The organism is Rothia endophytica (assembly GCF_039543885.1).
GTDB lineage: Bacteria > Actinomycetota > Actinomycetes > Actinomycetales > Micrococcaceae > Rothia > Rothia endophytica.
The window spans coordinates 61,295-75,928 of sequence record NZ_BAABKP010000004.1 but is presented as its reverse complement, the minus strand read 5'-3'; the positions used below and the strand labels follow the sequence as shown (position 1 = coordinate 75,928).

General features: G+C 51.4%; 15 protein-coding genes. 3 read left to right on the top strand and 12 right to left on the bottom strand.

Features of this window, described 5'->3' with window-relative positions; genetic code table 11:
• Positions 1 to 19: 19 nt before the first annotated feature.
• The 5 genes from ABD982_RS09180 to ABD982_RS09160 form a co-directional block, all read right to left on the bottom strand.
• Positions 20 to 211, bottom strand: a complete 192-nt coding sequence (locus tag ABD982_RS09180; protein ID WP_345446718.1) for a helix-turn-helix domain-containing protein — start codon at positions 209 to 211, stop codon at positions 20 to 22.
• Between the two features lie 266 nt (positions 212 to 477).
• A complete protein-coding gene (locus ABD982_RS09175; RefSeq protein ID WP_345446715.1) occupies positions 478 to 651 on the bottom strand; it encodes an 8-oxoguanine DNA glycosylase OGG fold protein in 174 nt (57 codons plus the stop codon).
• A 97-nt stretch (positions 652 to 748) separates the two neighbouring features.
• Positions 749 to 1,327, bottom strand: coding sequence for a recombinase family protein (locus ABD982_RS09170; protein ID WP_345446712.1), 579 nt, complete (start codon positions 1,325 to 1,327; stop codon positions 749 to 751).
• 266 nt (positions 1,328 to 1,593) lie between these two features.
• Positions 1,594 to 1,866 carry a hypothetical protein gene (locus tag ABD982_RS09165; RefSeq protein WP_345446710.1) on the bottom strand — a complete coding sequence of 91 codons (273 nt, stop codon included), beginning with the start codon at positions 1,864 to 1,866 and terminating at the stop codon, positions 1,594 to 1,596.
• Positions 1,867 to 1,995: 129 nt separating this feature from the next.
• Positions 1,996 to 2,904: a hypothetical protein gene (locus ABD982_RS09160; protein ID WP_345446708.1), complete on the bottom strand. Its 909-nt coding sequence runs from the start codon at positions 2,902 to 2,904 to the stop codon at positions 1,996 to 1,998.
• A 153-nt stretch (positions 2,905 to 3,057) separates the two neighbouring features.
• On the opposite strand from ABD982_RS09160, the gene ABD982_RS11330 reads away from it, so the two are divergent.
• The gene (locus tag ABD982_RS11330; RefSeq protein WP_425570041.1) at positions 3,058 to 3,357 is read left to right on the top strand and encodes a type II toxin-antitoxin system RelE/ParE family toxin; all 300 of its coding nucleotides are present in this window, start codon (positions 3,058 to 3,060) and stop codon (positions 3,355 to 3,357) included.
• Positions 3,358 to 3,373: 16 nt separating this feature from the next.
• Positions 3,374 to 4,459, top strand: coding sequence for a HigA family addiction module antitoxin (locus ABD982_RS09155; RefSeq protein WP_345446706.1), 1,086 nt, complete (start codon positions 3,374 to 3,376; stop codon positions 4,457 to 4,459).
• Positions 4,460 to 5,127: 668 nt separating this feature from the next.
• Here the strand turns inward: ABD982_RS09155 and ABD982_RS09150 are convergent.
• Positions 5,128 to 6,648: a SulP family inorganic anion transporter gene (locus ABD982_RS09150; RefSeq protein ID WP_345446704.1), complete on the bottom strand. Its 1,521-nt coding sequence runs from the start codon at positions 6,646 to 6,648 to the stop codon at positions 5,128 to 5,130.
• A 179-nt stretch (positions 6,649 to 6,827) separates the two neighbouring features.
• Between ABD982_RS09150 and ABD982_RS09145 the strand changes: the two genes are divergently transcribed.
• A complete protein-coding gene (locus ABD982_RS09145; protein ID WP_345446701.1) occupies positions 6,828 to 7,217 on the top strand; it encodes a MerR family transcriptional regulator in 390 nt (129 codons plus the stop codon).
• A 489-nt stretch (positions 7,218 to 7,706) separates the two neighbouring features.
• Here the strand turns inward: ABD982_RS09145 and ABD982_RS09140 are convergent, their stop codons facing one another.
• The 6 genes from ABD982_RS09140 to ABD982_RS09115 form a co-directional block, all read right to left on the bottom strand.
• A complete protein-coding gene (locus tag ABD982_RS09140) occupies positions 7,707 to 9,809 on the bottom strand; it encodes a type IV secretory system conjugative DNA transfer family protein (protein WP_345446698.1) in 2,103 nt (700 codons plus the stop codon).
• A gap of 2 nt (positions 9,810 to 9,811) precedes the next feature.
• Positions 9,812 to 10,504 (bottom strand): phenylalanine--tRNA ligase subunit alpha, encoded by a 693-nt coding sequence (locus ABD982_RS09135; protein WP_345446695.1) that lies wholly within the window; start codon positions 10,502 to 10,504, stop codon positions 9,812 to 9,814.
• 461 nt (positions 10,505 to 10,965) lie between these two features.
• Positions 10,966 to 11,172, bottom strand: a complete 207-nt coding sequence (locus tag ABD982_RS09130) for a hypothetical protein (RefSeq protein ID WP_345446692.1) — start codon at positions 11,170 to 11,172, stop codon at positions 10,966 to 10,968.
• 20 nt (positions 11,173 to 11,192) lie between these two features.
• Entirely contained in the window at positions 11,193 to 12,605 is a 1,413-nt protein-coding gene (locus ABD982_RS09125; protein WP_345446689.1) for a MinD/ParA family ATP-binding protein, read from the bottom strand.
• A 13-nt stretch (positions 12,606 to 12,618) separates the two neighbouring features.
• Positions 12,619 to 13,869 (bottom strand): CHAP domain-containing protein, encoded by a 1,251-nt coding sequence (locus ABD982_RS09120; protein WP_345446686.1) that lies wholly within the window; start codon positions 13,867 to 13,869, stop codon positions 12,619 to 12,621.
• Positions 13,866 to 14,633, bottom strand: a complete 768-nt coding sequence (locus ABD982_RS09115) for a hypothetical protein (protein WP_345446683.1) — start codon at positions 14,631 to 14,633, stop codon at positions 13,866 to 13,868. The genes ABD982_RS09120 and ABD982_RS09115 overlap by 4 nt, the downstream gene beginning before the upstream one ends.
• Position 14,634 lies beyond the last annotated feature (1 nt).

The window sequence follows — 14,634 nt, the reverse complement described above, 5'->3', positions numbered from 1 at the left end:
TATGAATGACAGGTTATGTTTAGGGGGTCTTTGGTGTGGTGGTGGCTCCACCTTCTCTAACCCACTTGTCGACTTCGGCAGTCTGGAATTTCCACAATCTTCCGATTTTGTGAGCGGGCATTCCACGATTGGCGATCCAGCCGTAGACAGTGTCTTTGGTGACTCCTAGATGGGCACTTATTTCTTCAGCAGATAGCCAGGACTCATTCACTGTTACTCCTTGGTGCGTCAATAGCTCTTGAAACTAGATTAGCCGGTTTTACCTGTTTTTGACCATGTTTATCAGCTTTTAGAGGTGTGAGGATGCGGAACAGCTCCCGCTACTTCCAAAATCCAGGTGTATTCTTTGATTCTTATCCAGCAAGCTGCACTCGGTGAGACGACCTTTCACAGTTTCCGATCTCCGTGACTTCGTACCGAAAGCTTGTGGTCCGGAACTGGGATCATAGCGTTTTCGGGAAGAATCCTTGATATGTACTATGGATTGAACAGGCGCATTTCAAGGCAGTCGGAGCGTTCTGCTTCGGGTAGGTGTTCCATGGCATCGTTGATGAGTTCTAAGTATTTTCCATATTCCGATGGAGACCACCGGGCTTTGGCAGACCAGCCAATGGAATCTGCAACCTTCTTGTCCAGAATGAGATGGCGCATTTTCTTGTTAGTAGTCTATTGCTCCGACGAGTTGCCCACGCTGTAGAACGGTCAGCAAGGGCAGGGAGAGCTGTAACCCTTACTGAGCGATGTTTGATTAGGGAAGTTCTTTGATCCGTCGATAGAGCGTCGCACGAGACATTCCTATGTCTTTGGCGACTTGGGTCGCTGGCTCGCCGGACTGGATCAGTTTGGCGGCAGTACGGATCTGTGATTCGGTGAAGGTGGGGCGTCGGCCACCGAGATCGCCACCGGTGGTGCGGCGTTTGGTGACGGAGTCGGTGATGCGTTCGCGCTTGATCTCGAGTTCCATTTGGGCCAGGGCTGCCATGACGGTGAAGACCATGGCACCCATCGGCGTTTTCGTGTCCACATCTCCGCCGCCGAGATTCAACACCCGCAATCCGATATTTCGTTCGCGTAGTTCCTCGGCGAGTTCGAGCATTTTCTGGGTGGAGCGCCCGAGCCGGTCCAAAGTGGTGATCACGAGCGTGTCACCCGGATGCAGCGCGGTCAGTGCTCTATCCAAGCCGGGTCGTTTGGCCAGGGCCCCGGAGAGACCATGGTCGGTGTAGAGGTCATCGCGCCGGACGCCGGCAGCGAGGAGGTCTTGGATTTGCCGGTCGGCGTCTTGGGCTTTGGTGGACACGCGGGCGTATCCGATCAGTTTGGTCATCGGTCCTTCAAAAAGTGTCTCGCAACTAAGGGTATAGACCCGATTTTACATCATTGGTTGCGACACATAGTTGCGAGAATTTGGGGGCGTTGAGATTCTGCGGATTTTTCGCCAGGGGATCGGCGTGCGATGAGACGTCTTGCAACCTATGGGTTGCAAGACGCACGCGGAGGGGGGGCTTCAACACTATATTTGTGGATGTGCATTCTTGGAGTTGGAACACCAACCGCGAGCTGGTCATCTGAGTTATTAGAGGAGCGCCCGTATTAGATATTGTTCTTGAGCCAGGTGTTGAGTTTCTCGGACAAGCCGTAAGTTGCCCAGCTCTGACCGTCGACATTGACAACTACTACGTCGTCATTAGTGTCAATGTATTTTTTGATTTCTGTGCGCAATTCGGCTGCGCTTAGAGAAGTATTAACAAAGAAGCTGCTTTTGAGTGGCTTGGCCCACCCGTTATGAGATTTCAGGTAGGCGATCAGAGCTTCGTAATTTTGTCCGGTCTTGTTGAGATCGTAATTGACCCACTGAACTGACATGTCGGCCTCCTTGGCTATTAGTATTTCTTGGATCGACCGCGGGATGCCAGCGGTCGTTGATACTAGTGCTGTTAGCACCGTCTGATGGGTAGATCAAGTATCAGGTGATGTTTGCGATGGACCGGTTTGCTATCCACGGGGTTCGTAGCGGCTGTCTACGAAATATCGGAAATCGGCTAGGGGATCGGCCCCGTGGTTTATTACTGCATCTGTCGTGACGTCGGTTATGGTTTTGCGACCTCGCGGGTATTTTCCGCTTTCAATGATTCGATCCTTCGACGTCAGTAGCAGCTTGCCTTTGGTATCCACAGAAGCGTCCTTTCGTTGAACGTAAGTCAGCATTTGGGTTTCGTAGTACCTAGTTGCTGTCATCAGTAGGTTAGGCCGCACCCAATTTTTTGGTACCAGCAGTAGCGGAACTCCATTGACGGAGGGTAGCTCGAACGTACCTTCGTCCCATGTGCAGGATTGAGGATTCCAGATCTGGTGATCAGACTTGATCATTTTGTGTGGAGCTGCCCTAAATTCCGGATATTTCGCGACCATCGCCGAAGTGAACTCAGCCAGTGGTTTGAAGATAATTCTCGTTGTGAGGTCTGACGTGATGTCGTTACCTACGCCGTCAATGAAGAGCGGGATATCTTCGATCCATTTCAAGGTCCCTATGCGCAATAACGCGTTGGCATTTGTGGACAACGTCTCCCAGATCCACTGGCCGACTTCCTCTGAGCCGCCATGGCCGTTAATGCCACTCTTGGCTAGGCCTAACCGAGTCTGTTTCGGTTCCCTAAAATGCTGAAGCAGTTCGAGGGCACGGTAGTTATCCGCTGAGGAACTCGACTTTATGTAGTTCGTGACCGTATCGAAAAAGGTTCGAGTGCACTGGTTGGCGTCCGCGTTGTAAGGGGACGGGTTCTTTTCGATTCGTATGGCACGGGGGTCGACAAAGAGTCTTGTGTCCGTATGAGCGTTGACGTCAACAAAGGGGACGGGCGCACTGATCTTGAAGTGCTCTGTAATGGACTGGTGGTTGGTCACGGTGGATCTCCTGTCAGGTTGCCTTCATAGTATCACCCTTAGGGTGAAGAAGGCTAGCATTTAAATTTCTTCTGTTTTCATACTAGGATTTAAGGAGAGTGTTCTGATGATGTATGTGCGCAATCACCCCTAAGGTGATGACGAGGGGGCGTTTTGCGTATAGAATATGAAGATGAAGAGCTTCGGCGCCTGGCTGAAGACCACTTTTTTGCGCAAAAAAAGTGGGGACCAGACGTAGTCACTGCTTATAGGAAAAAGATCCAGCTTATTAGAGCAGCAGTAGATGAAAGAGACCTTCGAGCAATTCGTTCGTTGCATCTTGAGCAACTCTCCGGAGATCGAAATGGTCAGTGCTCAATCAGATTGAACATTAAGTTTCGGCTCATTCTCTCTTTTGTCACCAGAGGGGATCGAGTGGCCGTGGTTCTAGAACTAAATAATCACTATCGATGAAGGGGAGATGCCGGATATGACTGCCATACTTGCCGAAGCATTCCCTGCCGGGGGCTACCTGGCTGATGAACTTGATGCACGGGGCTGGACTCAAGCAGAGTTTGCCGAAATTCTAGGTCGCCCATCCCAATTCGTTTCGGAGATAATTTCCGGCAAAAAGGAAATAACCCGAGAGTCTGCGGCTCAAATAGGCGCAGCATTAGGAACGAGCCCTGAGATGTGGCTCAATCTTCAAGATGCTTACTATCTTTGGAAGCAAAAGCGAAACCCTAGCCTTTTGAGACAGCTAGATGAAGTAAAGCTGAGAGCCCGTTCCAACGAACTCGCACCTGTTGCTTTATTGAGAAAACGCAGAATTATTAGCGCGCGAGATGCATATGGTGAAGCCGAGCAGCTATGCGAACTCTTTGGTATGGAAAGCGTGTTCGATGAACCTAGTCTTCCCATGGCTGCACGTAGGAGTAACCATACCGAAGAAGTTTCCTCTATCCAGCACACGTGGCTTGCATGCGCCTATCGTCAGGCTGAGCAGAAAACGGTGGGTAGATTCAATAAGTCATTCTTCACCGATCTCGCTTCGAGAGTGAGCCAGATAGTCAAGCGCCCTGAGGGGTTTCTTGACTTGCCCAATGATTTTTCGGATGTTGGAGTTCGGCTCGTTTATGTCGAGGCTTTCCCTGGGAGCAAAATTGACGGTGCATCGTTCCTTCTGAACGACACACCAGTGATTGCTTTGTCGGGTCGAGGCCAAAGACTAGATAAAGTACTATTTACCCTTCTTCATGAAGCTGCACATGTAGTACTCGGCCATATTGAGAATGGGTTAGTTGTAGATGATGCTGACGGCGAGCCGTCGGATTCTAGAGAGGAAGAAGCTGACTTATTAGCTTCTTCCTGGATTCAGAAGCAAAAAATGGATAGCCTTCCCGCTCGAATCAGCCATGATTGGGTCACGCGCGTTGCCGACAAAAATGGTATTCATCCTATCGTTGTCACAGGACAGTTGCAGAAGGCCGGCAAAGTGAACTGGAGAAGTACCTTGGTTAAAGGTGCACCTACTGTGGTTAGCTACCTCCAAAAATGGGAAAGCGACTCAGCATAGGATCATAGATCGTCCAAACCATTTTCTGGTGAAACCAGTAATTCTGAGTTGTGACCTATGAGCGGGTCAAGCTTCTGAGACAAAATCTTTGATTTTTTCCTAAATAACCTCAAGCCGTAAGAACTCGCGAAATCCGCTCCTCATAAAAATCCGAAACCACCCGAGAGCTAAACCTGCCATTACTCGTATGCGGGCGGTTCCGTTGTACCAAATCTCGATTTACCCCATCATCGCGATCCGAGCCGCTATGACGATAGTGAGCGAATTGCTAGAAGACGAGAGTCTCACCGGTGCTGATCTGAACGAGGATTTTGTCGGGAACTGGGTAAGATTCGGGTGCGCTTGAAGCTGTGTTGCTTCAATACTCGTGAAGCAGAGATATTTTTGCTACATAGTTTCTGGCACTGAGTTTTGCGACGAAACTCGCATGGAATTATGTTGATTTTTCAACTGCCGGAGATTCTCGTCGACGCAGGCGGATTAGCGTGTCATAAACGACCGTTTTTGACAGGGGTTGAGCTTCATGCCGAACCGTGATTGTGAATCGCGAAATTAATTGTCGCGGTTTTCGCAGGTTTCGTTGACGACAAATTGCCAAAATAGCCCACCGATCGTCAAATCGGCGGGCTATTCCTATCGCCTGATTTTAGGAGATCCGGAATCCAGTACTAATGTCCTGCTCCAAGCTTGCCACCCATGCGTTCACGCATCTTCAGGCTAGCCTGGTTCAGCCCTTCAATCTCCACAGTTTTACCGTACTTGGCGTACTTTTCAGTGATTGAATCCAGGGCTGCAATCGTTGAGGCATCCCAGGTATGTGACTGGTACATGTCAATGACCACATGCTCAGGGTCTTCGACGTACTGGAACTGGGTGTACAGGTCGTTGGAAGATGCGAAGAATAGTTCACCGTTGACAACGTACTTAGCAATTCGCTCCCCAAAGTGCTCCTCGATGCTGCGTTCCACGGTTACGAGGTGTGCCACGCGGTTGGCGAACAGCACCATGGCGGTCAGCACGCCGACACCGACGCCGATAGCCAAGTTATGGGTCGCGACAGTGAAGATCACGGTGATCAGCATGACGGTGGTTTCACTCTTGGGCATCATGCGCAGGGTGGATGGTTTGATGCTGTGCCAGTCGAAGGTGGCAATGGATACGAAGATCATGACTGCGACCAGGGCAGCCATAGGGATCAACGCCACTACGTCACCGAGTGCGACCACCAGGATCAGCAAGAACATTCCCGCCAGGAACGTAGAAATTCGGGTGCGGGCACCGGAGGCTTTGACATTGATCATGGTCTGCCCGATCATGGCGCAGCCGCCCATGCCTCCGAAGAACCCGGTGATGATGTTCGCGGCACCTTGCCCCCAGGATTCGCGGGTCTTGTTCGAGTGGGTGTCAGTGACATCATCAACAAGCTTGGCCGTCATCAAGGATTCCAAGAGCCCCACGAAGGCCATAGCCAGAGCATAAGGGAAAAGGATTTGCAGGGTTTCAAAGTTCAAGGGAACGTCAGGGAAGAAGAGAGTTGGAAGGCTTTCTGGCAACTGACCCTTGTCACCGACGGTAGGAACAGTAATCGAGGCTAGTACCGTAATTAATGTCAGTACGACGATGGCCACCAGTGGTGCCGGAACTACTGTGGTGAGTTTCGGCAGGCCAAAAACGATTAGCAAGCCCAGTGCTGTCAATGGATAAACCAGCCATGGGACGCCGAGTAGTTCAGGCGCTTGGGACATGAAGATCAAAATGCCAAGAGCATTGACGAATCCGACCATGACCTGGCGCGGGATGAAACGCATCAGTTTGGCTACGCCAAGCACCGCCAAAACTACTTGGAAAATGCCCGCAAGAATGACTGCGGCGATGAAGTAGTCCACTCCATGGCTTTTGACCAGAGGCGCGATGACCAAGGCGATGGCTCCGGTGGCGGCCGAGATCATGGCGGGACGACCGCCAAGGAACGCGATGGACACCGCCATGGTGAAGGAGGCGAAGAGCCCGATGCGGGGGTCGACTCCGGCGATGATGGAAAATGCAATGGCTTCGGGGATGAGGGCCAGCGCGACGACCAGTCCGGCGAGGACTTCGGTTTTGAGCAGGCGCGGGGATTTGAGGACGCGAAGGACGGATTGTCGTTCTGTCGGGGATAGTGCTGGGGGTTGAAGTGTGGGTGTGCTCATGGTGATGACTCCAATCGAGTTGGGCAGAGATGTATCCCTGGGATTCATGTGGTTTAGGTGCGCGTCGTTGCGCTGTGAAAGTCTTAGGGGTGCGCTGTAATGTGTTGATTCAGCGCTGCCGAATTAAACTCTAACCTAACGTAAGGGTAGAGTTTAAATTGAGAGATTGGGGTTTCCAGGTGAATGATGCAGTGAAGCGCACAGATCAGCGGGTCTTGCTGATTGGTGACATGGTCAATGCGACGGGCCTGTCGCATCGGACAATCCGGCATTACGATGAAGTTGGATTACTGCCGGCCAGCACTCGTAGTGAGGGTGGTTTTCGGCTTTATAGCGACTCCGATTTGCAACGCATGTTGGTTATCCGTTCGATGAAGCCGTTGGGCTTTACCCTCGAAGAAATGGGAGAGCTGCTAGATGCGATTGATCGGCTTCAAGAGGTTCCGGAGGATGAGATAGCACGAGCTAGGCTGAATGAATATTCTCAGCGTGCTGTGATTAAGCGGGATAAGCTCGCTCATAATTTGGCGCGAGCTGACAAGTTCATTGCCGATCTGCGATCCAAGTAGCTCTCTCTTATAAACGAACGATTGCGCGACTTAAATCAGCTGACGCAAATTCTTCTGAACAGTTACGTAAAGACAAATAGCCATATAACCGTATATATGGCTATACGGTTAGCCATATATACGGTTAAATGGTCATTCATCTCTGCCTTAGCCATAGTTGGATCTCTTCAAGCTGCCTGCTTCCCTGGCCTAAACCCTTCCTTGACCCCCGGTTGAGCTGCTCACGGATTCTTAGGCAAGCGAACCCCTGTTGCCTCTCTCGCGCTCTGCGCGTCAAAGAGGCTGCCGGTGTTTGTGCGGCAGCTGGTCAAGCGGGTGCTTGCGCCGGGGGTTGGGGGGCGGCGCTAGCCCCCTGCCACCACATGTTCTACTGACTTTATAGATACCCTTGAGCGCATCGGTTTGTTAATTTCGTCTAACCAGTGAACATCCCTATTGTTTGGGGCTTTTGAGCGGCTCAAGACCCTCAAAAGCCCCTTAAGTAGATATTTAACGAATCGGCATATTCATTGCATCGTCTTCATCATCGTCAAATGGAATAATCGCAACCGGCTCGGACTCTTCTGCTAACAAGCCTTCCCAAGGATTCGTAGGCTCTAAGTTTTCTGGCTCCCTGCACTGTATCTCCTTCTGCGGTCCACCCTCAACAGGCTCTAAAACTGCTGGTTGTTCTTCGGCTACCACGCTGCCCGCTGCTGCCATACGCTCTACAGGCTTCACCGGTACAGCCTTAGGCACATCAGTTTTACGAACCTTGACTTTCTCCACCATACGCGGGCTTTTCACCACTGCTACGACTTCGCCAGGGTTCAAGTTACGCAACACATTAGGATGCAGCGTGAACACTTCAACCTCGCGGACGGTGCCCTGACCACTTGCCCGCGCCTGAGTGCCCAACAGGTCTTTATCTTCAAAGGTTTGTAGGGTCTCTTTCATTGCCTGACGGGTGCCCAGCATGTCCGAGAGCTCATCAGCCTTAATGTCGATTTGGTGAAAAATCTTCACCGCCGTATTGGTCATAAGGCGATCTTTAAACCCGTTATCGATGGTCTCAAGAGCTGTAAGCGTCTGAGCCGAGAGCATGGACGCGCCGCCATGTGAGCGGGTGCGTTCCACAACGTCGACCAGGTTTGACCCACCCAGGGCAGAAAACTCGTCCACAATCAGCAGATTAAGGCGATTCTGTACCCCGCTGCTATCGAGGTGCCACTTCTTTTCCCCCAGGTCAGCCATAGCCGCAACATAGTCACTAATCGCTAGGTTGGCAATAAATTGTGAGGCTTCAAGGTCACGGGCTGCGTCCATATTGAAGAGAACGATGTCCCCGCCTTCGATAGCTGCCCGCAAGTCTAGTCCGGTCGGTTCATCAATCAGGACGTTACCGGCTGCGCCTTCGGCCACTACAGCAAAACGTGAGCGCATACCGGTTGCAGCGGTGGCAACCTCTTTATCTTCGGCTACCTCAGCGAGGAAATTTTCAATTTTGGCTGCGGTGTCCCGGTTACTCATGGAGTCTTTGACTGCTGCGAGTACCGTCAGGCGCATCATCTTAGCGACATGTTCAATATCCATCCGCCAGGGCTTGACCTGCCTAGCTTCGGTGTAGGTCAGTCCATCGTAAACGGCTGCCTCTAACGCCCTGAGTGCAAGCAGGGTAAACCGTGAGCCGGGACGCTGGTAATGCGCCTCGCTAAACCCGCCCGCCTCGGCATACTGTTCAGCGCGAATCATGATGTTTCGCCGGTGAGTGGCAGACCCATGCCGAATAGGGCTATAGGTGCTCGTCGCCCCGTGCCCGTCTTCGGTGATGATGTGAAACTTACGCCCGGTTGCAGCGGCAATAGCTCCTAGGGCTACGGTAATATCTGGCTCCGGCTTCATGGTGATAAACACCGTGCCGATTCTAAAAGGCTTGGCGGCAGGTGCCAAGGTTAGCCCCTTGACGATCTCAAGAATGGTCGTGGTCTTACCGTAACCACTGGGACCAAAAATAGCGGTATGCAGCCGCAAGGCAGAGAGCGGAACATCAAACGGTTTCAGGGTGCTCTCAGTAGCACCTAGGCGAACGGCTAGCTGGTCAAGATTTTTCACCGGCTTAGGGTTAGCCCATGCCTTCATTTTCTTCTGCGCCGCTGCAACGTCTTTAGCGGTGCGCTTAGGTGCTACCTCTTCACGCCACTCTGGTTGATACCGTCTCCGCACCACAGCAATAAGACCCGCAACCACAACAGCCACCGGCAGACCAAACCACAGTTGAGCAACCAACCACCCCGGCAGGTGACTGGAAGCGAAAGAACCAAAGTCGGTGAGTCCGGCGCCCTGAACATAGTCCCGCACATCCCGAACCCACAAAAAGTAAGACCTAAACCCACCACCGATAAAAGCGGCAACACTGCCCACCACCCCGACAACCAACGCCCACTTAGCCCACCTGACCCGCGCCAAAACAAAAAGAAAAAGAATAGAGGCTAAAGCCACTACCGGATTCAGCACACCAAGAATAAGCCTTGCACCGCGCCCGTAAGCTACCAACGTACTTGTTTCAGGCTTTAGTTCAGTATCGCGTAAACGCACCCTAGGAGATTGTGCCATTTCTATTTCCCACCTTCATAAAGTTCAACCTGAATTTTTGGTTTACCCCCCACAAGCGGCAAATCATTTTTCAAAGAATCATAAACATCAGAAACACGAACCCAAGCAGCCGGGGCAACATAATACTTAACCGCTGTAACCTTCGGCGAGTTCGCATAACCAGTCATCAAAGAATGTAATCTTTTACGATCTTTCGGGCTGTGCTCATACTCGATATAAAACATAGCCGAATCTTTCTTAGCTACCATATCCGGAAACACCTGAACAGACCGACCCCCGACAAAACGATTCAATGAAAAAATAGCGGCATCATCATTAGCTAAAGCCGACATATCAAGCCGCCGCATTTTAGTTTCACCAAAAATCTCATATCCAGGATTCCGCCGGTGAAAGTCAATCGCAATATCAACCAAAGTTTTATCATGCTCAAGCTGCGCCAGCTTTACGCCCTTAGGGCTATTCTCAGCAGGAAAACCTAGATACTCTAAACCCTCACGCGAAACAAAATAAAACTTACGCGGAAAATTCAAGGTCTTAGAATACGTCACTAACCCCAACTCCGTGAGCCTAGCCAACCTCCGCCAACTCATTTGCGCCGACATACCCATGTACTCCTGAACCTGCTCTGAAACCACAAAAGCCCAGTTAGCCATGAACTCTAAAATCTGCCGGTCTCGCTCCACAAGAACCATCATTAGCACTTACCTTCCATCACTAAACGCACCTCAAAAATCCCTGTGACCTCTCTTGCTTCAACCACACTCAAACCCTCCATTAGCCTGCACTGATTCACCATCACTTCCCTTTCACCTTCAATCTTCACTGATCTCTATCACTCACCACTATCTACTGCCTCAACTCCTTTAACCTCTCTACCAACACCACCTGGTCAACACCATAAACAAACCCTCCTGTCCCTCTACTTACCGCCTGCCCCCAGTGCCAACCGAATAAAGCCGAACTCACCGACACCCCACACACAACGAGGGACGAGGAGGGTGTGGGGTGTCGGTGAGGGAGGCTGAATGAACGTTGATAGCACTGGGGGCAGGGGGTAAGCATTTCTTTACGGTCTTGTTTATGGTGTTCTTTACGGGTGGTGTTGTTAAAAACAGTACCCTCAGAGCTGGCCCTGAGGGTACTAGCTGCCGGTGTTTTACACCTGTTTTTTATCGCCTTCTGAGGCGTAGGCTGCCCAATAGGATTCCACCGCTTCACAGATAGCTTGCCCGTATGAAAGGTCATTTTCGACCTTGATGCGCTTGAGCATTTCCCGAACCTTAGGGCTAACCATCGTGGTGAGCTGTACCCGGTTGGGGCTGTAGGGCAGATCAGGATTTTCTACAGGTTTACCGCGTGACATTCTTGTGTATCTCCTTGTTCCTAGAGTCCTGCAACAACTGATGCTGAAACCTCTATCAGTGCCCGGTGGGTCTTAGGGGTGAGCTTGTCCCAATCGATCGCCCCACCGTTTTCTAGTGAGGTTTCCCAGGGCAAAACATGCACAGCTCGCACATGCTGGGCTAGGTGGTTTTGGATGCGCTCTAGGCGTTCCTTATCTACCTTGGCTTTAGTCCGGTCTTTATTCTTTGCTGAATCAATAATGACGGCAACAGAGTTTTCTACCTTTTCCTGATAGCCCTTTTTAATAAGAGCATCAATAGTTTCTGCTGCGGTCTGCGCTGAGTCCTCAGCATTAGAACAAACAATAACCATTTCATCGGCGGTGGCTGCTGCTGCCTGCCAGGTTGAGGCATTAGAAGCGTTACCAGTATCAATAATCATCATGCGATAAAAAGAGCGCAATAAATTATGAAGAGAGATAAAACCTTCACCGTTAATAACGGGTTTGTCGCTGCCCTGGTGTTGTGATGCTAAAAGGTCAAACTTATTTTCACCCTGGGGACGCACAAAGTTAATTAGTTCTGCTGTTTGACCTGAATTTTCAAAGAAACTCATTTCGTGCAGCAAATCAATAGCGGTGTTAGTTGTATTAGCTTCAACCGGTGAACGGTAGGCTAAAGTACCTCTGTTTTCATTATTGTCCCATGCTAAAACTGTTCCGCCTCTAACACGCCCTAAGACGGAGGATAGAAGATAGGCAACGGTGGTTTTACCTGCTCCGCCTTTGAGGTTTGCAACCATAATTGTTTTGTGAGATTTAAGTCCTCGTTGAATTTCACGGCGTGCTTTTCGCTCGGATAATTCTTCATTGCTAGGTGCTAGGGATAGACCAAAAGAGTTCAGCATCCCGCGCCACCCTTGACGCGCTGGTTCTTCTGCTGTGGTCGGCTTGGCAGTGTAAAACTGCTCGGCGGTGGGCTTGCTCGTGTTGGTTGCAGCATGGGCGGCCACGGACGGGCGGCTAACTGCTGTGGGCTGAGGTGCTGCTACCGGGGCGGGGCTGACCGGCTCACTGGCTTTAGTCTCTGCTGCCTCTTCGCGCATGGTCCTACCCTCAAGAACAGGCATATCTAAAGCGTCATCGTCCATCTCGTCTAAATCAATGGGGGCGATAGGCTCCACCGGTTCAGCCTGGGGTTCTTTGACTGCTGGCTGTGCTGCCTGTTGTGGCACATCAATTTTTGAGACCTTACCTGAGGCATACCGTAGCCCAATGGGTTCTTCACCCTGGACGTGAACAGCTATATCTGTGCTGCCTGTGGCTGCTGCTTTCTCCTGGATAAGACCTAAGAGCCTTTTGCGCCCGGTCTCTTTATCGGTGATGTTCTCGGTGTAGGTGGTTCCCTCTAGTTCTAGGGTGAGAGTCTTTGTGGTGATATGTGCGGTATTCATGGGTTTAGTCTTTCTATTTGTCTGAGGGGTCTGGGGGGATAAGAAATGCGTTAGGTGCGCTGGGGTCGTCCATGCTGATAGGGTCGCGCTTTGAATACTTGTGTCCGGGTGGGGCTAGGTAGTTGTTGTTGTATTCGGAAATGATGAAGCTGCCGTCTTCGGCTACTGAGTCAATCCAAGCAACATGCCCGTACTCTCCAATGCCAGAAGCTCCATTAGCCCCCCACCACGCCACGCTGTTAGCGGTGGGGGTGGTCGAGACTTTCCAGCCTCTTGCTTGCCACCCTTCGCGCCATTGGTAGCCGTTACCTAGGCGTGAGCCTGAGCCGTTGGTGTACTTGAGGTTGTTTATATCCCCGCCTAGGTACTCGTTTACCTTCCACATGGCGTATGAGGTACATTCGCCATAGAAAAATCCCATAGGGTCAGGTGCCCAAGAGTTAGGAGGAGTCACTACGCCGCCGTCTCCGTATTCACCCCAGGGGTAGGTGTTATTGGCATCGGCATTGCCTCCGGGGTTGCCCTTGCAGCTATCAGCGTTCGCCGGTGTAGATTCGGCTGCGTCCTGGGCGTTATCTGACCTGGTTTTACCTTCTCGTTCTACATCTATCCCTGCCTCGGCAATAATGGCATCAGCATAAGAAATGCTGGAGGTGTAGTGGTCAGGGTTTGAGTTTTTCTGTACCCGGTTAATAGCGTGAGACTCTGGCAGATTTTCCCACCCTGCTACATCTGCTAGCCCTCCGCCTTGGCGTTTAGCACCAAGGATAAAGAGCTGGGCGGCTATCTTGGGGTTCATGCGCTCTTCACGGGTGCCCCACCACTCTTGTTGTTGCAGTACGCCGATAGAGCTGGTGAGGCTGCCGTCAGGGTTTCTTACCCCGTGAATATCATCGCCGTAACCGATGTTCTCTAGGGTTGATTCTCCAAAGGCTGCAATGATGATAAGGCGGCTTGTTTTACCGGAATAACCAAGTTCTGCCACGCCTTCATCAATCAGTTTTGCGTTCTCTATCTGGTGAGCGCGGAACTCGGCACTACCTCGTAGATTTGAGTCTTCGCCGCTGCCCCCGGTAGTTGGACGGCAAGCAGAAACATTAGTTGTAGTCCCACCGCCTGTTACTCCCCCGGTGATGCTGCCCAGAAGAATCAGAGCACCTAAGAACAGCGCCATAATAAGAAGCAGGGGCAAAAAAAACTTCCTGAGCAGGGCAAAGGTCGCTATTCTCAGCCCGGTTTTTGTTACATCAGTTAGTGCGCTCATTCACTGACACCCTGCCAGTTCTTTAGCTGCGCATCGGTTACTTTCCAGTTCTCGCCCTCGTCCATCATGGTGGTTACTTCCCATTGGAGGCGTAGCTTCTGACCGGTTGAAGCTAGAACGGTGGTCTCTAGTACCCGTGAACGGCGTATTGAGGTATCGCGGGGCTGGTCGCCGGTAGGGTCTTTGACCTCAATCTTTTCTACTGCCACCGGTGCCGGTAGTACATCGGCAGTGTCGTTCCCGTAGGCATCAAAACCGCTCATATCCTCAATGGCTGAATAAGGTGTTACCCACTCTTTGACTCGCTCAAAGTCGTTGGGTTCTGCTGAGTCGCGGCTGTTGGTGATGGTGATAAATCCACGCATGACGCTTTCAGCGTCTTTGGTGTCCACCTCTGGTTTACTCGCTGGGGCAATAGTGACCGCGCTGGGGTCAGCTGCCGGACGTCCTTCTACTGCCTGGGGTTTATCACCGTTGAGATAGCTTGCTGAGGTGCTGGGGGTGTTCGCCTCTGAGCTCGGGCTAGTGGTGACTGGTGCCGTTATTTGCTCCGAGGTCTGGCTGGTGCTGTTATTCCATTGGATAAAGCGCCAGACACCAAGGGCTAGCAGAAGCAGCAGGATAACCGCGATAATCAAGCGTTTACCGTTTCGAGGTTTCCCGCTGGGTGCTGGTGCTTCGTTGATACGGCGGAACTGTTGGGGTGCTTCTTGCTCGTCTTCGAGGTGGTCAAAGATTTCTAGCTCGTCTTTGCCGTTGTTCATC